The sequence below is a fragment of the Pedobacter frigiditerrae genome (assembly GCF_032678705.1).
Classification (GTDB): Bacteria; Bacteroidota; Bacteroidia; order Sphingobacteriales; family Sphingobacteriaceae; genus Pedobacter; species Pedobacter frigiditerrae_A.
This window is the reverse complement of record NZ_JAVTSS010000001.1, coordinates 1,979,461-1,999,667: the sequence shown is the minus strand read 5'-3', so window position 1 is coordinate 1,999,667 and position 20,207 is coordinate 1,979,461. Positions and strand designations below refer to the sequence as shown.

Below are 20,207 nucleotides of genomic sequence, written 5' to 3'. Positions count from 1 at the left end.
ACATGACAAAGAAAATATTAATAGCGTTACTGGGTTTTGCAACTTTAACAGTAACCTATAGTTGTTCAAAACTAGAAGAAAAAGTACTGGATGAAGCTTCGGTTGTAGGCCTATCAAACAAGCAACAAGCGGAAGGAATTATTGCCCCTGTGTATGCGAAATTAGAAGATGTCTTTCTTCATACCAATTATTTTGCTTTACAAGAAATCTCCACAGATGAAGCAATTTTACCTTATCGTGGAGGTACTGATTGGGGTGACAATGGAATTTATATGCAATTGCACCAACACGCAAACATTAGTTCTGATGCGAACGTAAGAAATACCTGGAACAATATTGTAACTGGAATTTCGAGGAGTGTGACTGCAATTAATTCTTTGCCTAGCAATCCAGACCCTAGCTCTAAATTGTTTTTGGCAGAAGCTAGAGGTATGAGAGCTTATTACAATTTATTGATGTTAGACCTTTTCGGATTAGTATTCGTTAAGGAGGATGCGAGTGAAACTTCAAAAATTTTAAGGGGTGAAGCAGCCATTGGTTATATCAAATCAGAATTGTTGGCCATTGAACCAATTGTAGAGAACACTACAGGTCCGGGCCGTTTGACTAAAGGTGCTGTTTGGGGTTTGTTGGCTCGCTTGCACATGAATGCTGCAGTTTATAGAGATGTTTATGCCACTTCGTTTACCTTTAAAAATGAAGATATGGATGCAGCGATAGATTATTGCAACAAGATCATTAGCTCTGGTCAGTATAATTTAGCAACTGATTATTTCTCTTTGTTTAATGATAATAACCATACGAACAAGGAATTGATTTTTGCAGTTGATCAGCGTGCTGATTTAAATGGTCATAACCGTATGGCATATTTCTCTATTTCTGGCGATCAATTTCCATTGCCAGCCTATACGGGTTCAAATGGAACGGATGGGCCAGGTATTACGCCAGATTTTTACCGCACTTGGGTAAATGCCTATGCACCATTAGATCCAGCTGGGACTGACCCACGTTTTTATAAACAAAACTTGCCACAGGTTACCAGTTGCGTTGATGCTGCTTCTTTCAATATGAATCGTGGTATACTTAGAGGTCAACAATATGGATTGAAGAGAGTTACTACTAATGGTGTTGTTTCATTTGTTAAGTGCCCTGATGGAAAAATGCAGGTGGATAAATTATTCTATGATACACGTAGTAGACCTACCTTGGCAGTTGACTTTACAGAGCAAGTAGATTTTACAATTGCTGGAAGTAATTACAATACAGGTTATAGGGTGTTAAAATATGAGTTCAGTAAAACATCTGTAAGTGGTAGAAACTTTGGTGAGCATGATATTGTGATTTTGCGCTTGGCGGATATTTATTTGATGCGTGCTGAGGCAAAATTAAGAAAAGGTGATGCAACAGCATTGGCTGATGTAAACTTTGTAAGAGCTTCAAGAACTGCTGCTACTCCTGCGCCACCACTTCCTGCGATCACGCTTGATTTGTTGTTCCGCGAAAGAGGATTTGAATTTTATTGGGAGATGGTTAGACGTACAGATATGATTCGTTTTGGTAAATACGAAGGTACTTGGACAGAAAAATCAAATACTGATGTAAGAAAAAGACTTTTCCCTATTCCGCAAACTGCGATTGATGGAGCTTCTAACTTACCAGGCTATTTAGTACAGAATGCAAGTTATTAAGTATTAGATTTTAAAGAGGCTGTCTGAAAGGACGGCCTTTTTATTGTGATTAGTTGTGGGTTTTCGTCATTGCGAGGCACGAAGCAATCCTACAGCCTATGCAAGGCAGCATGACCAAATGCCTTAAGATTGCTTCGTTCCTCGCAATGACGACACGGCTATAAAAGCAAGTTATTTTTGAATTACGATTTCCTTTAATTTGGAAATGACTACCTTGAATAAACTAAACTAACCAAACTAAACCAAATAATGAACCATTTGCAAACCGCAGACTACATTGTCTTTTTCATTTATTTTATTGCCATATCCGCTTATGGTTATTACATCTATCACAAAAAGAAGTCGAAAGATATCAGTTCCAAAGACTTTTTTTTAGCCGAAGGATCACTTACCTGGTGGGCAATTGGGGCTTCCTTAATAGCTTCAAATATTTCAGCAGAACACTTTATCGGGATGTCTGGTTCTGGTTTTGCCTTAGGTTTAGCCATTGCGTCATACGAATGGATGGCAGCGGCTACACTGATCATCGTTGCTATTTTTATTATTCCGGTTTACCTGAAGAATAAGATTTTTACGATGCCGCAGTTCCTTGCTACGCGATATAACGACAAGGTAAGTACCGTGATGGCCGTTTTTTGGCTATTGGTATATGTATTCGTAAACCTAACTTCTATCATTTATCTGGGTGCTTTGGCCATTTCTTCTATCTCTAACATCAGTTTTGAGTGGTGCATTGTTGGCCTCAGTATTTTCTCTATGATCGTAACCCTAGGCGGGATGAAAGTGATTGGCTATACAGATGTTATTCAAGTTTTGGTATTGATTATTGGTGGATTGGTAACTACTTACCTAGCACTTACATTACTCTCTAATGAATACGGTTTCGGCGATGATATTTTTGCTGGACTTTCTGTGTTACGTAAAGAAGCGCCAACTCATTTCCATATGATCTTTAAATCTTCTGATCAATATTATGATAAATTACCAGGGATATCGGTATTGATTGGGGGAATGCTGATTAATAACTTGGCTTACTGGGGCTGTAATCAATACATCGTACAACGTGCTTTGGGAGCAGATTTAAATACAGCACGTAAAGGAATTTTATTCGCTGCATTTTTAAAGTTGTTGGTGCCAGTTATTGCAGTGCTACCTGGAATTGTGATGTTTGTATTGCACAACAAAGGTTTGTTCCAAGCGGAAATGTCGAGCGAAGGTGTATTAAAGCCCGATCACGCTTACCCAACCTTAATGAACTTATTGCCTCCGGGATTAAAGGGTGTTGCTTTTGCTGCACTTACTGCTGCCATTGTAGCATCATTAGCAGGTAAGGCAAATAGTATTTCTACTATTTTCTCATTGGATATCTATAAGAAATTCTTTAACAAAGAGGCTTCAGATCGTAAAATGGTTAATGTTGGTCGCTGGGCAGTAGCTATCTCGATGACCATTGCTGCTATTGTTACTCCCGCTTTAAAATCATTAGATCAGGCTTATCAATTTATTCAGGAGTACGTAGGCTTCATTTCACCAGGGGTATTGGCTATTTTCTTGTTAGGTTTCTTTTGGAAACGTACAACTGCTGCAGCAGCAATGACAGGAGCGTTGATTACCATTCCGCTTTCTACGGTGTTAAAGTTTTTACCAGTGTGGACAAATGGCGCATTCCCAGATTTGCCTTTCTTTAACCGAATGGAAATAGACTTTGTGGTGATTGTATTGTTGATGGTTGGTATCAGTTTACTGAAACCACAGACTTTGGCCAATGAGAAAGCCATTGAAGTGGATACCAAGATGTTCAAGTTCAGCACTAGTTTTGCTATTGGCTCTATTTTAATTATGGGGATTCTTACTGCTTTGTATACTGTTTTTTGGTAAGTAGGGTACATATTCTAAATAAAAAAGCATCCTGAGAATTATTGGGATGCTTTTTTACGCTTGTACTATTTATAAGCTGGGAAATAATCTGTTAGGTTAACATCTTTACGGCCAGTATATGTTTACATATTCCTCGTTTTCCCTGATAGGCGGTAAACCAATCGCAAGTACATCTTTGATCTTCATTATTGATTACTACTTTGTGCAGTACGCCGCTACCTTTAACATTTGCTTCCACATGGTTTTCCGCATTTTTAAGAATTCGAACATCTGCATTGTCAACAAGTTTTTTTGCATTTTTTAGCCTAGGGTTTAAACTTAAAATTCGATCTGTTTTGAAAGGTAATTGTCGGTAAAAGTGATTTCCAGCGGTTAGATCGTAACCAAGCAAACCTATTGAAGATAAACTTGAAGTAAGCTGTTCCATCGTGCCAAAATCAATGTCATTTTCAATGGATAACAAGGTAGGGTCAAATGTTTCATTGGATTTTAACAAGCTGTTTAATCCGTAAACCCACTCTAGGGGAAGATTTTCTGTCATGTTTTCCAATGCTTTCCCTTCACCTGAAAAACCGCGGTATGCATCAGGTGAAAATGCCATCAACAATTGCATCTTTCCAAATTCACATACGATAGCGCAACTTTCCTGATCGGGAGATACATATACATATATTTTATCTACTATGGCTAAAATTCCCTCTAACAATCGGAGTCTATGAATCCCGCCTATGCGAACACCATCCGTTGTTGCCAGGGTAGAGAACATAAATTTACCCGTTCTTTTGGTAATGAAAAAATCACTCTTTACATTTCCTTTGGGCAAGGATTGGAAAAGTTGTATAGTCTGTACCTTATTCAGTTCAAACTTAAGATTCATATTTGCTAGGTATAACTGTACGCTGGTTAATCCTTTAATCCAACGCATGGGCAAGGTTACCTTTTTCTCCTTTATTGTTGTTTTAGAAGTGATGACTTGTAATTCACGATGACCAACAGCAAGGGTTACCTTTTCGTTTTTCTGAATGGAGTTTAATGCATTTAACATAGGGTCATTAAAATCTACATTGGTTGTACCATTGGCAATAAACTCTCCATCAATTGACTCAGGTTTCATATCTAACCTTACATAAACACCATTACATGAAGAGAACCCCTCAAACCTAATCCTCTCTGTTCCTGCAGAAACAATCGGGTCCCGAAGACTAGGTGGTATTGGGCCAAAACTTGACCTTACTACTTTTGCAATGGTGCTCCAGCATTTTGCGGTAATATAGGGTTCTGTAAGGCTGCCCCAAAAGAAACAAGGTATGTTGTTTACAGTTTCAATTTCTGTCTGGTGAGCCAAAACTAAGCTATTAACTCCCTTTACTTTAGTGTAAGTGGACACACCGTTATAATGATATTGTAGATCTGTCATGTGTTTCTATTTTAAGATTTGTTTGGTCAGGGATTTAAGTGAGGCACTGTCCTTATATTTTTCAAAAAAAGTAATTGTCTTTAAAGAAGGCTTTTGATTTGTTCGGTAAAGTAAGTCGACATAGTGCTCAACCAATCTTTTAAAATTAGTCGGTAGTTTGTCCTGTATATCTAGATAGTTAAAAGTGTATTCCATTAATTGCAAAAATGCTGAATTGTGAACTGCAGAAACGTCTTTTAATGTAGCAAGGCTTTCGATTAACCTTGAAAAAACTCCGTATTTATTTGATGAGAGGTATGCTATTTTTACGGCCAGCATATTTATGTCAATTGATCTCTTTTCAATTAAATTGATCAGTACTTCTGCTGCCATTATCCTGATCTCTTTCTTCTCTTGGAAGAATGAGCAAGCAAAAACCAACATGGAAATTTCTGAGAACTGGAAACCAGCTGCATTGATTACATTCAGAAAGCCCTTTAGCTCTAAGCTTCCCCCATTAGCATTCATGCATGATCCGCGAAGTAAAAAATAGCATAATGCATCGTTATGCTGTGGCATAACACTGTTCCAGTAATAAACGTCACCTTCGTTTAACTGATAGTCCCATGACTTTTTTGAACCATAAAGGTCTTGTGCAAATAAATAGTGAGAAGGAGCGAGTTTGTAGGCTGAAAGGTCAAAATTAAGTTCGTACCAAGAGGGTGTTCTTTCTTTTTTCTTGGTCGTATAATTCATATATTCATTCCATTGTTCTTTTATTGTAGGTTTAGGTTTGAATGGTGCAACAGCGAAATCTAAATCTTTAAGATGGGTCTGTTCAAACTCCTTAAAAATTTCATCAGGATAATAAGTTCTAGCAGCTATTGCCCACACATGACTCAGATCATCAGGTGAGGGGCCGCTAATTTTTGTAAATAACTTATTGAACAAGGAAGAAGATTTTATTGAAACATTTCTCGTTATACCTAAGCAAAATGCCATTACTTCTTTTATTTCTCCTGTTAATTGATCTAGTAATGGAATGGCTTCATCTATATTTTCACGAGGCATTCTACTAATGGCGATGCTGAGGTCTAATCTATTTAGCGTTTCATTATATTGTTGACGGGTAATGAGTCTTTCTATTAAAACCTTAGGTGCTACCCAATGGGGATAGTGTGTAGGAAAGGAAAGCAGGGGCGCCTTTAACTGACGTCGCATTCGATCATCTGCCGCTTCTAGCATTTCTTTACCTAATAATAAGGTTTTAATTTTGTGGTACTGGCTAATTTTTACCCTATATGCCGTGTTATAATTCTCTATTTTTTGCTCAAGAAAAACCGAAACATAGGCCTTAAATACGTTATTGAAGTATTTGTTCTCCAATTGCTTTTTATAAGGTTGAAGCTGGGCGGAGTAATCGATAGGAAATAGATTGGTTTGCATTATAAAAGCATTCACTAATATCTCCGAGTGTGCTACATCATCTGATGCAATAAATTTACCGAATAAATAAAGGATGTCGTTCCAGTTTTTTGGGGGTTCGATCGGAGTGGTTAGTACTTTTTCTTCCTGCGACTTGAAAAAATAGGATTCTGCTTCATTAGTAGAACTATTTGTCACTTCCTTACTTAAAAAGTCACTTAAGCTAGAAGAGATATTTCCTTGCATTAATGGAGCGTAACCAGCTAGTTTTTCTTGTAAGTTTTTATCCTTTATAGATGCTATTTTCAAAAGTGTCTTAGTTGCTCTTTCCTGAAGATTCATATCTGGGACAACAAATACATCGGCAATTAGATTAGTGATCTTTTTGTTGAGTTTTGGATATTGTTTATTTAATTTCTCTAAAATCAGAAGTCCATTTTTAATAGCAGCTTTATTGTCGGCACTCATCATTACAGGCTCTATCCAATCAAGAAATGAATTGGCATCAAATTTTGGATGTTCGTGAATATTCTTTATCTGCTCCACCGCAAAATTGATGACAGGTGGCATAGCATTATGTAAACAAGAAAAAAGGCTCTCTTGGTAAACAATGAGCTCTTCTGGGGTTGGTTGTATGTCTGAAAGTCTTTTTCGGAAAAATGACCTTAGATTGCTATTCCAATCCTTGGTCTGAATTAGTAGAACTTGTTCTATAAAATAATTTCTATTGATTTTGGAAACCTGTAGCAAGGTGTTAAAAATAATCTCCCAAGTATTATAAGCATTGTACGGTTCATCTTTATCATCTCTGAAATGGTGATTATGAAGATCGGTTTCGTAGTTGAAAAGTTCAGGAATATCTCGTTCATAGGCTAAAGGATCATTTGTTATATTGCGGATAAAATCTCTGGTTTTTTGTTTGCCAAAATGTTCATTGAAACCTGCTATACATATTGCAAATAGTTCTGGATGATGGACGATCAATTGCTCATTCTCCAATAGACGTAATGTTGGGTAGTTAAATCGCCTCCATTCATTTTTTTTGGTATGTTCAAGTAGGTATTCAGCAATCCAAGATGGGTTGGCCCATTTAATAATTTCTAGAATTAATGGATCCGTTACATTGCCAAATAGATCAAAAGCTTCGTCCCAAGATATGATATCCGTTTTGTTGAATATTGCTACTGCACTTGCCGTGATAATTTGTTTTTGTTTTTCATCTCCACGAGTACCCCAACTGGCGCCATCTCTTCTAAATGTTGGTTCATCTTTGAAATCAATAAACGTCATCCAAAATTTTCTACTCTTTTTGATGTGTTTTTTTAACACTTCGATATTGCCGGTCGAATTTTCTTTTAGAAACGGTAATAATTTAGAAAGTGCTCTAGCTTTGATAATGGAATCATAATCCTTCAAGATTTTATCAATGTCTTTTGCGGCAACATTGCTAACCTTTGATGTTTGGATTTTGATTACATTTCCACTTTCTGAATACCCTTTTTTAATTTTTTCATTTAATAATTTCTCTGCTGCTTTCAGGCATTCGGTATGATCTGCAAATGTTTTAGTCTGTGAAACACCATTGGTGCCATTTTTGCCATAGGTAACTGTATAGGCTGTATTAACTACTTCAATCTGCCAGAATTTATTTGAAGTGTCGTCAATGTATTTAAGATGTTTCTTCATGTTATTACTGAATCATTCAGTTTCTAGGAGCTCTAATTAATTGAAAATCTTGGGAATATTGGTTTCTGGGGCTTGTTTAAAAACACAGATAAATATTAACTTTAGAATATTGGGTGTATTTAAGTAGGTTTTGATACTTAAACCTCATTCGATAACCTTGCAAACTTATTCCTGTACTCTATTGGTGTAAGGCCAGTCAATTTTTTAAATATTTCCCTAAAGGCTTTGGTGTCGGTGTAGCCTACATCAAACATAATCTCTGTAACGTTTTTTCTCGATGCTTCGAAAAAAGTTTTAGCCGCTTCAATTCTTACTCTTTGGATATATTCAAGGGGAGTGTTATTGGTAGCTTCCTTAAATCTTCTTTCAAAAGTTCTGCGACCAGAATTAATTACTTTCGCTAAAGTATCTATAGTTATCTTATCGGAATAATGTTTTTCAATATAATCTTGTACTTTCTGAATATCACTATCGCCATGATTCCTTTGTCCTTTGAAAATGGCGAACTGAGATTGACTATCTCTACCGATATCCAATGCAAAGTATTTTGAAACCATAATGGCCGTTTCTCTATCTGAAAACTTTTCTAGCAAGTATAAGATTAAGTTCCATAAACTACTTGCGCCGCCACTGCTGTAAATATTGCCGTGTTCTGTAATAATCGCTCCATCTTCTACTTCAATATCAGGGTATCTTTCCCTAAACTCATTAATGTGAGCCCAATGTGTAGAGCACTTTTTGCCATTCAGCAAGCCTGTTTCCGCTAAAAGAAAAGCACCAATACATAAACTGGCTAAACTTGAGCCTTGCTCATGCAACTTTTTAAAATAAGGGATGGCTTCAGCATTACCTTTTATCCCTTTTAGGGTATCGCCAAATACTGGGGGTATAATCAATAGGTCTGTTTCGGCTACATCTTTGAGCAAGCGATCAGTTTTTATAACATATTCGCCATTGTTGGCTGGTACATATTCTGTTAAGCCAACATATTCGACCTTAAAAATGGGCTTTTTACCAAATGTAGCTAGAAACTCATTGGCGGTATTAAAGGTTCTGAAGGCCGGCGTAACGGCTTCAATTACCCCATATTCGGGTACAAAGACAGAAATTTGCATATCAACAAAAAATATTGAACCACAAGTTAAAATTATTTTGTCATAATTCACCCCTAATTTGTCGTTTTCGCAACAGCTATAATTTTAGGCAAGCCTGTACTTTTGAATTGTAAAAATTAACCAACAAAAAATAAACAATGGCACAATCGATAAAAGTTACAGTAGAAGCAACAGTAAATGCTCCTGTAGAAAAAGTATGGAAAGCGTGGAATACACCAAGCGATATCATCAAATGGAATACTCCTGACCCAAGCTGGCATACACCAAGCAGTGAAAACGACCTGCGTGTAGGTGGTAAATTCAAAAATAGGATGGAAGCTAAAGATGGAAGTTTCGGTTTCGATTTTGAGGGAGTTTACGACAGTGTAATATTAAATCAAGAAATAACTTATACCATGGGCGATGGCAGACAGGCGACTACCTTGTTTACTGAAGAAGGTGGTAAAACGCATTTGGCAACCACTTTTGATACGGAGACGCAAAATGACCCTGAATTTCAGAAACAAGGATGGCAATTCATCTTAAACAACTTTGTAAAATATGTTGAATCAACCAATTCATAAACCTTAAACTTTAATCAAATGAAAAAGAATAAAATCATCTTTTGGGTGGCCACAGTCATTATTGTACTTTGGGAAGGAGTTATGCCACTTGGCACCCTGCTATTTTCACCCGAATATGTAACATTTGGAACAAGACCTCTTGGTTATCCAGATTACTTTGCTTATGCACTAACCATCTGTAAAGCATTGGGCTCATTAGCAATTGTATTACCTCAAACACCAAGTAGGTTAAAAGAATGGGCATACGCCGGATTAACTTTTAGCTTGATCTTTGCATTCATCAGTCACGCATGCGTAGATAAAAACGTGGTCTATATGTTACTGCCAATTATAGTTTTGGCTATACTTATGGTTTCCTATATCTTCAATCGTAAACTAAATTTTAATAACAATGGAAAGTAATTCAGTTTCTTTACACAGGGTAATCAAGGCGAACCCTGAAAAAGTATTTAAAGCATTTGCAGATCCCACAGCTCATTCAACTTGGTTGCCACCTTATGGCTTTGTATGTACCATACAGGAAATGGATTTTAAAGTAGGTGGCAAATTTAAGATGACCTTTATTAATTTTGGTACAGGAAATGGGCATTCTTTCGGTGGAACTTATCTTGATATTAAAGCTAACGAATTCATCAAATACACGGACAAATTTGATGATCCTAATTTACCGGGAGAAATAACAACCACAATATGGCTGAAGAAGGTTTTATGTGGTACCGAACTTAAAGTGTTACAAGAAGGAATTCCTGCGGTTATACCTGCTGAAATGTGCTATTTAGGTTGGCAAGAATCCTTAGAGAAATTAATAAAATTGGTAGAACCTGATATTCCAGATGCTTAATGTTTCGCCTATGATTAATGCTGAATTTAAGAGTGCTGTCTTCCTTACATTTTCTGGAAATTGTAAGGAAGCACTCTCATTCTATCAAACTTGTTTTGGTGGTACATTGCAATTGGAGACTTTTGAAAAAGAGTTACAGGATTATGCTGAAATGCCTGTTGTTAGTGGCTCGCTCGTTGCGGATCATATCGTTATACATGGTTCTGACTTAGTACACAATGAGGGAAGAATACTTGGGAACTACATGGCGATTTTCATTAGTTGCAAAAATGTAGAGGTTAGAAAAGCGCTAATTGAAAAACTGGAATTGAATAAGAAAGATTCTTCAGCTAGGAATGATGAGGATAAGCTGATTGAGTTAGTTGATGTTTTTGATGTGAGGTGGGTGTTGTCTGTTTAATCCTAAATGAGTTCTTAAGCATAGTCGTATCTTAACTATTGTTTGTTACTTTTTACCAATTTAAGCAAACGTCTTTTGTTTAACTGCAGAATCGGTTACATTTAAGTTGTAAACCATTCATGTTATTTAAATGAGAACATTTCTTTTCCAAATCATCATCTTATTAGCATTTTCTTTTTCAGTTAAAGCGCAGAAAAGTCCTGCAAGGGTACTCATCTTTGGTCTTGATGGCTTTAGTGCAGAAGGTTTTCACAAATCGAAACATCCAAATATTGATAAGCTGTTTGCAGATGGAGTACTTTCATTAACAACCAGACCAGTGATGCCATCAGTTACGATGCCAAATTGGACTAGTCACCTTACTGGCTCTGGACCAGAAGAACATGGTGTTGTAGGAAATGATTGGACTTTGGAAAAGCATACGCTCAATCCATTAGTTACTGATGCAGAAGGGTATTATCCATCCATTTTTAAAGTGCTAAAGGAAAATAAGCCTAATGTTAAGATTGCTTATTATTACAATTGGAAGGAATTGATTTATCCTATCAATAAAAAATACCTTGATGAAATTTCTTTTGAAGAAAAGGATGGTTATAAAGAAAACCACAACAAGGCTTTTGATTTCATCGTAAAAAATGCCAAAAACCCAACATTTGTTTTTCTATATGATGTACATACCGATCATGCTGGCCATCAGTTTGGCTGGATGACCCCACAATACATTACGGCAATTGAAGAAGCTGATGCAGCTATAGGCGAAACAATAGCTAGGTTAAAATCAAGTGGTTTATACAGTACTACTCATTTCATGTTGATTACCGATCATGGCGGAATTAATAAAGGTCATGGTGGTGTAAGTATGAATGAAATGCAAATTCCTTGGGCAATTATTGGTCCGCAGATCAAAAAACGTGGATTGATCAATGATTTTAACAGTAATAAAAATACTTCACTGGTTTTAGCAAAGATTTTTGGTGTGAATGAACTTCCAAAGGCTTGGACAGGTGTTTTACCAAAGTCGATATTTAAATAGTTCTACACGTTTGATCTAAATTCTAATGAAACAATAAACCTTCCTGGAACTTGGTAACAAAAGCTTCTTTTAGATCGGTTATATTGTATTGAAGCGCCATTTTCATTCATCATTTCCAAATATCTGCTAATTGTTCGTTCACTAACGCCAAATTTTTCGGCAAGTTGTTTTCTTGTGCCTGTACTATTTGAAGAGATGAGGTAATCAAGCCTTTCGTAGATGTTAATTTTGCTTCTCATGCAGATTTATTGACATTGTTTAAATGTAAGAGTGAAAAAAGAGGGGTTTAGCCCATTAATTGGTCTATTTTTTTATTCCACCTAAAAAATATCGCTTATTTTCTTTGATTGCCATATTATGGCAACTTTCATTCTTAAAATTGTGCTTTTACTGAAGGATTATAAGATGTCAACTGTCGTAATAGATAAAATTGTAATAAAAGCTAGTTTTTCAATAAAACTAAAAACCTGTATGTTTTTGTTGAGTTTGTTTTTGCTTAGCCTAGTGGTTTCGACTGATTTAAATGCACAGCAAATGAATGTTATAGAAACACAGGCTTATTTAAAAAAGGCAATTAAGAAGGCCTATGGAGCTAGCGTTCGGATTTGGGGATTTGATGTTGAAAGAAATGAGCGTACCTCAGCACAGTTTAGCGGTGTTGTAGTCAGTGAAAAAGGCGTAGTACTTACTGCTGCGCATACCATTTCACCTGGTCGTACTTATAAGATATTCTTCCCAGATGGTAGAGAAGCAATTGCTAAAGCGCTTGGGCGGATAGATTTGGAAGCTGCGCCAGGAACTCCAGATGCTGGCATGTTGCAGATTTTAGACAAAGGCGCATTTCCGTTTGTTGAGATGGGCTTTTCTGCCTCACTTAAAGAAAAAGAAGCGTGTATCAGTATTTCCTATCCAGAAAGGATAAATCTGCTTTTGCCTACTTTAAGGTATGGGAAAGTAGCTGAAGTAAAAAATGAATATGGTTTCATAAGGTCGACTTGTAAAATGGAACCTGGTGATTCTGGAGGTGCGTTGTTTGATCAGTTAGGTAGGTTAATAGGGATTCATAGTGCTATAGATGTTAGTGAAGAGATGAATTTCGAAATCCCTATTGATGTTTATCGGAAGTATTGGACTGCTTTGCAGGAGCAAATAAACTATGTTAAATATCCAAGTCAGGAAGATAGTTTTAATCAAGGTGCAATGGAATCTTCCCCTAAAATTGGAAATCTTGATTTGCCGATTGAGAAGTTTGCAACAAAATTGATTAAGAAAAAACATGATGCATATCTCTTAACGAGCAAGCTAGAAGGAGTGGATAGTGAAGCTATAGGAACTGTAATCAACTATATTAAAAATGAAAAAGTAAAGGAACAATTTGTGCTTAGTAAAAATAGTATTGTTGGAGATTTACCTTGTTTATGGGCTGATGGTGTAAAGATTTCATTGGAAGTTGTTAAAAGAGATGTGCAAACTGATCTGACACTACTAAAAACTAGTAAAAAGCTAAAAGGTGGAATAGATATCATTTCTAGTCAGGTAAATGAAGTTCAGCTTGGTGCAATTGTTATAGCAACACTTCCTGATGGAAAATATAAAAAAGGTATGATTGGAAATGAGCTTATTGCCCTAGAAAAGAGTAGCAGTATTCCTTATTTTGGTGCATCTGTACTATTTAAATCAAAACCTGCAACAACTACCGTTGTTAAAACAGGAAGTCCTGCTGCAAATGCAGGCTTACAAACTGGAGATTTTATTATTAGTATGAATGGTGTCGCCATAAGACAGGCAAGCGAGGTTGCACCTGAATTGGCAAAATATTGGGCAGGCCAAGAGATAACTGTCAATTGGTTAAGAGGCGAACAAACTTTCTCGAAATCTATTAAGTTAATGAACAAGCCTTTTATGGCTAGCAAACATCCAGTAGATCGATTTATTGGAGGTAGTTCAGAAAGACGAGATGGATTTAAGCAGGTCTTTACACATGATGCAGTTTTGTTGCCTAGTCAGTGTGGTGCTCCAATATTCGGCATAGATGGTCAATTTTTGGGGATCAATATTGCAAGATTTAGTAGGGCAGTTAGTTTGGGTATTCCTTGTAGTGTAATCCTTGATTTTTTAAAAGAAATACCAAGCCAAAGATAGAAAGGTGAAGATGTTTTACATAATAGTGTAAAAATAACACTAAGTAGGTCTGATTTTGTAGGTTCATCGTGTGCTCAATAAAGCAAATTTCAAGCTTATTTTCTAATTATCTGGTTATGTTATGTAAATATAGAATTACTGGTAAAATTTAAATTTATGTTATTAAATATTTGATTTTCAATTGTTTGTGGTTTATTTTTTATGATTAACAATCAATTAATCAGTCTTATCATTATAGTTTACAATACAAATTGATAAATGTCTTATTTATAGTCTGTTTAGTTTTTTTGATCAATTAGCAATTTAACATTAAGCAAATTATTTTTAGATTTGATAGCAATATGAAAACGCAAAGGGAAAATCTTCATGGTACTGAGGATTCCGAATTGCTATTAGAACTTACTCAAGGTAATCGGTATGCTTTTGATATCATTTATAACAGGTATTGGAAGATGGTTTTTGATGCAGCTTATAAACGAGTTGAAAACGTAGATGATGCAAAGGATATTGCTCAGGAAGTTTTTGTCCAACTCTGGCGACGCAGTGCTAAAGAGCCCATCAAACAATTGGATAGTTATCTATTTGTGGCTACAAGAAATGGGGTGTTTAAACATTTCGAATTAGAAAGCAGGTTTGTTTCTGAACAATATGCTGGTGATACCTTAGAAGATCCAACATCAGCAGACCAGCATGTCATGTACAAAGACTTTGTTCGTTCATTTGCTAACTTGGTAGATACCCTTCCTCCCCAACAACGACAAATATTTAAAATGAGGTTTGAGCAAGACATGAGTAGTCAAGAAATAGCTCAGGTATTAGATATCTCGCCAAAAACAGTGAGGAACCTATTGGGTAAGTCACTTTCTCGTTTAAAATCTTCTTATTTTGTTGCTTTTTTATTACTTTCTTGCTTTCCGGTAATGAAATAAGCGCTTAGCTTGATTTTTTCCTTAATTATTATATTTCTTGTGCTTTTTATTCTATTAAAAGCAAGAAATAATCGTTGTTTCTAAATTTTGAGATTTTTTTTCATCTCGTGTGGGCGCATTGCATTATTTTTTACTCTTCTATGTAAAGACTATTAAAAAAAGATTAAGAATGTGTGAAAACATTGGTCTTTTAATAGAAAGGTTATAAAAAAAAGTTGACGCTTCAGGTTATGGAAGAAAAAGATCTAAAATATTTTAATGTTATTTTAAGGAAATACAATCAGGGATTAGCAAGCGCTGAAGAAATTGAATTTCTAGAAAAATATTACAAGCTGTTCGATGAAAAAGAAGGCTTTCTTGATTTGCAACAGTTAGAAACTCAAGAAGCCATAAAGAATGAGATTAAAAACAAAGTTGATGAAAACATTGATTTTTTGATTAAAAAACGTTCTCTGTCGATTTTTAACAATCCGTACTTTAAATACATCGCAGCAGCAAGTGTCTTATTGATTTTATCTGTTGGTAGTTATTTAGCCTTTAAAACACCAGTTTATGAAGTGGTGAGTAAGACTAATGATTTTGCTCCTGGAGTAAATAAAGCAACACTTGAACTTGCTAATGGAACAAAAATTTTATTAGATACAGCAGTAAAGGGTATGATAGCCAATCTGGATGGAATTAAGGTTTACAAAAATGCCGCCGGAGAAATAGAATACAAGATTAATTCAATATCTAGTACAGATAAAGTTGGTTTTAATACCATAACAACGCCAAATGGCGGTCAGTATCAGGTAGTACTTCATGATGGGTCTAAAATATGGCTCAATGCCGGTTCAAGTTTAAAATATCCAACAGCTTTTAGAGGTAATGATAGAACAGTAAACATTACTGGTGAGGCTTATCTTGAAGTAGCCAAAAATAAACAGCTGCCTTTTAGAGTAATTAGTGGAAATCAAACCATAGAAGTATTGGGAACTCATTTTAATGTGAATGCTTATGATGACGAGGTAGCCATTAAAACTACTTTATTAGAAGGTGCTGTAAAAGTATTAACCGATAAGGCATCCACTATAATTGCGCCGGGCGAACAAACATATTTTAATAATTCAAACGGCAGTTTACAAAAAAAAGCTGTTGATGTTGAACAGGAAGTTGCTTGGAAAAATGGTCTTTTTTCTTTTAAAGGGGATGATGTACAAGCTATAATGAGACAAATTTCACGTTGGTATAATGTAGAAATCGAATATACTGGTCCAATTACAGATGAAAAATTTTACGGGCAGATTTCTAGAAATAGTAAGCTTTCTGAGATTTTTGCTATTCTAGAACTTAATAATTTACACTTTAAAAGTAACGGTCGCAAAATTACTGTTTCCAATTAAGCAGTTTGTAAATGAACCAATGAACCAATGAACTAATGTTGAGCTTTTGCGAAATCCCGATTTATCGGGAAACCAATGACTAATGAACCAATAAACTAATCAACCATACAACCTAAACCTTTAAACCAAAGAAATTATGAAGAAATAGATACTCCCAACATTCAGAAATAGAGAATCAACCATGACCAAAAAAACCGGAAGTGTTCGAAGCACCCCCGGTTGTAAAAAAGGTCAGCAGCTAGACATTGCAAGACCGGCTGCCATTATTCACCTCATCTTAAATCAAAAGTATGAAATTAACTTTTCTTTACCGCTATGTATGTTCAATACATAGGGTAAAGTATAAATTCCTCATAGTGATGAAATTAATCGCTATTTTATTACTCACCGCAACGATGCATTTATCGGCTGCGAGTTATTCTCAGAACATAACGCTATCGGTACGTAATGCCGATCTGCAAAATGTTTTTAAGGAAGTCAACAAACAATCTGGCTATTTATTTTTTTATGCCGGAAAAAATAACATCTCACAGAAAAAAGTTTCAGTGGTATTAAAATCTGCTACCATAAAACAAGCGTTAGATGAAATTTTAAAAGACCAAGCACTTACTTATACCATTATCAACAATACCATTGTATTGCAGAATAGTGCAGAAGTGCCTAAAGTTGCTGAGCCTGTTTTTATTCCAATCCCTTTATCAGGGAAGGTAGTGGATGCAGTCACAAAAAGTGGCATTGGTGGGGTAAACATTTATCAAAAGGATAACAAGGCAAATGGAACCACAACCTCATCCAACGGCGAATTTAAGATTAATGCAAACCCTGGCGATACATTGGTTTTCAGTTTTATTGGGTATAAGTTAAAACAAGTTAAGGTAATAGATTCTAAACCGATGAATATCTCACTTGAAACCGATGTGAAAGACATGAGCGATGTGGTTATCACGGGTTATCAAACCATTAAAAAGGAGAGTTACACTGGTACTGCCATTACTATTAAAGGTGATGATTTGAAAAAATTAAACTCACAAAACCTAATAAAGAGCATTCAATCTTTCGATCCATCATTTAAAATTCTCGATAACAATTTAGTGGGCGCAGATCCAAATGCGTTGCCAAAAATCAATGTGCGTGGAGCTACAGCTTTACCATCTATTGGCGATAATGTATTAGATCGTAATAACCTTTCGAGCAACTACAATCTTCCTGCGTTTATCATGGATGGCTTTGAAGTGAGCTTGCAAAAAGTAACCGATTTAGATATCAATAGGATTGAGTCAATCACATTGCTAAAAGATGCAGCAGCAACGGCCGTATATGGTTCAAGAGCAGCAAATGGTGTTTTAGTTATTACTACAAAAGCTCCTATTCCAGGTAAGCTTCAATTTTCCTATAACTCAGAATTTGTATTTACCGCTCCCGACTTGTCTGATTATCATTTGCTTAATGCTGCAGATAAACTGCGATATGAAGAAATGGCTGGACTATACTCTTCAAGTATAAATAACACTAACGTTGGTACACCAGACGAATTAGCCGCCGCCTATTATGGTAAATTAAGAAACGTAGCCAGTGGCGTAAATACTTACTGGTTATCGCAACCACTTAGAAATACCTACGGACAGAAACAATCTGTTTTTGCACAAGGTGGAGATTCTACCTTTAGGTATGGTGTTGATTTGCGATATCAAACAAGGCCTGGTGTCATGAAAGAATCTGGTAGAGATCAGTTCAGTGGAGGGATGAGTTTTAGCTATAGCCCAAGCAGAAAGTTAATTATCAAGAACGAAGTTACTTTAACGCAGGTAAATGCAACCAATTCTAAATATGGTGATTTTTCTACCTATGTATACATGAACCCTTATTATCCGATGACTGATGCTAGTGGAAAATTAATAAGGGAAATAGCTAATTGGCGTGTTGATACTAAAAGAAGTGGGGCAGATCAATATAAAAATGTACCCGTATTTAACCCGTTGTTTGAAGCATCATTAGCTAATTTTAATAAGGATGAATATCTGGAATTTGTTGATGCGCTATCTGCTGATTGGAAGCTGACACCAGCATTAAGACTTAAAGGTCAGGTTAACCTAAATAAAACCAGATCAAGTGCAGATCGTTTTGTCTCACCACTAAGCAATACCTTCTTTAATGGGCCAGCTGCAGAGATTCAAAACAGAGGAAGTTATGATTATTCGTCTGCTGACCGATTAACCTTAGATGGAAACATGACTTTATCATATAACAAGATGGTAAAAGATCACTTTTTTAACTTGGTGTTGGGTAGCAATGTAATTTCTTCAAGAGCAGATTTTAAGTTTTTTAGTGCTCGTGGTTTTTCTAACGATCGTTTCACCAACATCGGCTTTGCCAGAACCTATTTGCCAAATGCAGCACCAGCTGGAAATGTATTAAAAAGTCGTTCTATCGGTAATTTCTTTTCTGGAAACTATTCCTTTAAGGATAAATACTTATTGGATGCTACTTTCCGCCTTGATGGCTCATCAGCATTCGGCGCTGCCAGCAGATTTGCGCCGTTCTATGCAGGTGGATTGGGATGGAACATGCACAAAGAGAAATTCATGGAGCCTTTGGCTAACGTGATAAGTAAGTTTAAACTTTCAGTAACTGGGGGTTTAACAGGTTCTGTTTCTTTTCCGCCTTATTTAAGTAAATCGATTTATGGTTACCAGACTTCTAATTGGTACGCAACTGGTTTAGGCGCCATCGTACAAGGTTATGGTAACGAAAACTTGAAATGGCAAAAAACCACAAACTTTGATGCTGGTATTGATTTAGGCTTTTTTAAAGATAGATTAATGCTTACCCCAAGATATTATTACAAGCTAACAAAAGGGCTATTGGTAGATATCAATGTTGCGCCATCAACAGGTTTTACCACTTATAAAGAAAACTTGGGCGATATGGCAAATAAGGGATATGAACTTTATTTAACCTTAAACGCCATGCGCACCACTAATTGGAACATCAATTTAACTGCTAACGTAGCTCACAATACCAATACCATTGTAAAAATTGGAAATGCACTGAAAGCATATAATCAAAGTATTGATGATTTTCAATCTGTGGATAGCAATAAAGTTGCTGGCGTTCCATTGTTGCGCTACAATGAAGGTCAGTCTTTAAACACCTTTTATGCCGTGAAATCTAGAGGTATAGATCCAGAGAACGGAAAGGAAATCTACGTGAAAAGAGATGGGTCGTTAACCTACGATTATGATATTAGAGATACCCAACCAGTAGGTGATGCCACACCAACAGCCGAAGGAAGTTTTGGAGGTAACATTACATACAAGCAATTCTTATTGAGCTTTAGTTTTTACTATCGTTTTGGCGGCGATATGTATAATCAAACATTGGTAGATAGAGTTGAAAATGCTGATCCACGTTACAATGTAGATAGCAGGGTACTTGCACAACGTTGGCAAAAGCCTGGAGACGTAGTGTTCTACAAAAATATTGCTGATTTAGGGCAAACAAAAGCTACATCTAGGTTTATCCAAAAAGACAATTTGCTAGAGCTAAGGTCTGTTTATGTGTCGTACGATCTTAAAAAAGCTTTGGCTAGAAAACTTTGGATGCAAGGACTAAGAGCTTCTGTTACTGCGAACGATATTTTCAAAACATCTAGCGTTCAAATTGAGCGTGGTATTAATTATCCATTTGCAAGAAGTGTAACCTTTGCACTTCAAGCTACATTTTAAACAT

General features: G+C 36.0%; 15 protein-coding genes. 11 read left to right on the top strand and 4 right to left on the bottom strand.

Features of this window, described 5'->3' with window-relative positions:
- Nucleotides 1–2 precede the first annotated feature (2 nt).
- Nucleotides 3–1,688, top strand: coding sequence for a RagB/SusD family nutrient uptake outer membrane protein (locus R2Q59_RS07860; protein ID WP_316784975.1), 1,686 nt, complete (start codon nucleotides 3–5; stop codon nucleotides 1,686–1,688).
- 249 nt (nucleotides 1,689–1,937) lie between these two features.
- Nucleotides 1,938–3,566 (top strand): sodium:solute symporter family transporter, encoded by a 1,629-nt coding sequence (locus R2Q59_RS07855; protein ID WP_316784973.1) that lies wholly within the window; start codon nucleotides 1,938–1,940, stop codon nucleotides 3,564–3,566.
- Nucleotides 3,567–3,657: 91 nt separating this feature from the next.
- On the opposite strand, the gene R2Q59_RS07850 is transcribed toward R2Q59_RS07855, so the two are convergent.
- The 3 genes from R2Q59_RS07850 to R2Q59_RS07840 form a co-directional block, all read right to left on the bottom strand.
- Nucleotides 3,658–4,983, bottom strand: coding sequence for an SWIM zinc finger family protein (locus tag R2Q59_RS07850; RefSeq protein WP_316784971.1), 1,326 nt, complete (start codon nucleotides 4,981–4,983; stop codon nucleotides 3,658–3,660).
- Nucleotides 4,984–4,989: 6 nt separating this feature from the next.
- Entirely contained in the window at nucleotides 4,990–8,073 is a 3,084-nt protein-coding gene (locus R2Q59_RS07845) for a DUF6493 family protein (protein WP_316784969.1), read from the bottom strand.
- A 137-nt stretch (nucleotides 8,074–8,210) separates the two neighbouring features.
- On the bottom strand, nucleotides 8,211–9,188 hold the full coding sequence (locus R2Q59_RS07840; protein WP_316784967.1) for a GlxA family transcriptional regulator: 978 nt from the start codon (nucleotides 9,186–9,188) through the stop codon (nucleotides 8,211–8,213).
- A 137-nt stretch (nucleotides 9,189–9,325) separates the two neighbouring features.
- On the opposite strand from R2Q59_RS07840, the gene R2Q59_RS07835 reads away from it, so the two are divergent.
- The 5 genes from R2Q59_RS07835 to R2Q59_RS07815 all read left to right on the top strand — a co-directional run bounded on the left by R2Q59_RS07835 (nucleotide 9,326) and on the right by R2Q59_RS07815 (nucleotide 12,025).
- Nucleotides 9,326–9,751, top strand: a complete 426-nt coding sequence (locus R2Q59_RS07835) for an SRPBCC family protein (RefSeq protein ID WP_316784964.1) — start codon at nucleotides 9,326–9,328, stop codon at nucleotides 9,749–9,751.
- 18 nt (nucleotides 9,752–9,769) lie between these two features.
- Entirely contained in the window at nucleotides 9,770–10,153 is a 384-nt protein-coding gene (locus R2Q59_RS07830) for a DoxX family protein (protein ID WP_316784962.1), read from the top strand.
- Nucleotides 10,143–10,592, top strand: coding sequence for an SRPBCC family protein (locus R2Q59_RS07825; RefSeq protein ID WP_316784959.1), 450 nt, complete (start codon nucleotides 10,143–10,145; stop codon nucleotides 10,590–10,592). The genes R2Q59_RS07830 and R2Q59_RS07825 overlap by 11 nt, the downstream gene beginning before the upstream one ends.
- A 10-nt stretch (nucleotides 10,593–10,602) precedes the next feature.
- On the top strand, nucleotides 10,603–10,992 hold the full coding sequence (locus R2Q59_RS07820) for a glyoxalase (protein ID WP_316784957.1): 390 nt from the start codon (nucleotides 10,603–10,605) through the stop codon (nucleotides 10,990–10,992).
- 130 nt (nucleotides 10,993–11,122) lie between these two features.
- Nucleotides 11,123–12,025, top strand: coding sequence for an alkaline phosphatase family protein (locus R2Q59_RS07815; RefSeq protein ID WP_316784955.1), 903 nt, complete (start codon nucleotides 11,123–11,125; stop codon nucleotides 12,023–12,025).
- Between the two features lie 2 nt (nucleotides 12,026–12,027).
- Here R2Q59_RS07815 and R2Q59_RS07810 read toward each other — a convergent pair whose 3' ends face one another.
- The gene (locus R2Q59_RS07810; RefSeq protein ID WP_316767591.1) at nucleotides 12,028–12,264 is read right to left on the bottom strand and encodes an HTH domain-containing protein; all 237 of its coding nucleotides are present in this window, start codon (nucleotides 12,262–12,264) and stop codon (nucleotides 12,028–12,030) included.
- A 295-nt stretch (nucleotides 12,265–12,559) separates the two neighbouring features.
- On the opposite strand from R2Q59_RS07810, the gene R2Q59_RS07805 reads away from it, so the two are divergent.
- The 4 genes from R2Q59_RS07805 (at nucleotide 12,560) to R2Q59_RS07790 (ending at nucleotide 20,203) form a co-directional block, all read left to right on the top strand.
- A complete protein-coding gene (locus tag R2Q59_RS07805; RefSeq protein WP_316784953.1) occupies nucleotides 12,560–14,167 on the top strand; it encodes a trypsin-like peptidase domain-containing protein in 1,608 nt (535 codons plus the stop codon).
- Between the two features lie 341 nt (nucleotides 14,168–14,508).
- A complete protein-coding gene (locus R2Q59_RS07800) occupies nucleotides 14,509–15,096 on the top strand; it encodes an RNA polymerase sigma factor (RefSeq protein WP_316767589.1) in 588 nt (195 codons plus the stop codon).
- Nucleotides 15,097–15,326: 230 nt separating this feature from the next.
- The gene (locus tag R2Q59_RS07795; protein ID WP_316784951.1) at nucleotides 15,327–16,478 is read left to right on the top strand and encodes a FecR family protein; all 1,152 of its coding nucleotides are present in this window, start codon (nucleotides 15,327–15,329) and stop codon (nucleotides 16,476–16,478) included.
- Nucleotides 16,479–16,837: 359 nt separating this feature from the next.
- Nucleotides 16,838–20,203, top strand: coding sequence for a SusC/RagA family TonB-linked outer membrane protein (locus R2Q59_RS07790; protein ID WP_316785469.1), 3,366 nt, complete (start codon nucleotides 16,838–16,840; stop codon nucleotides 20,201–20,203).
- Nucleotides 20,204–20,207 lie beyond the last annotated feature (4 nt).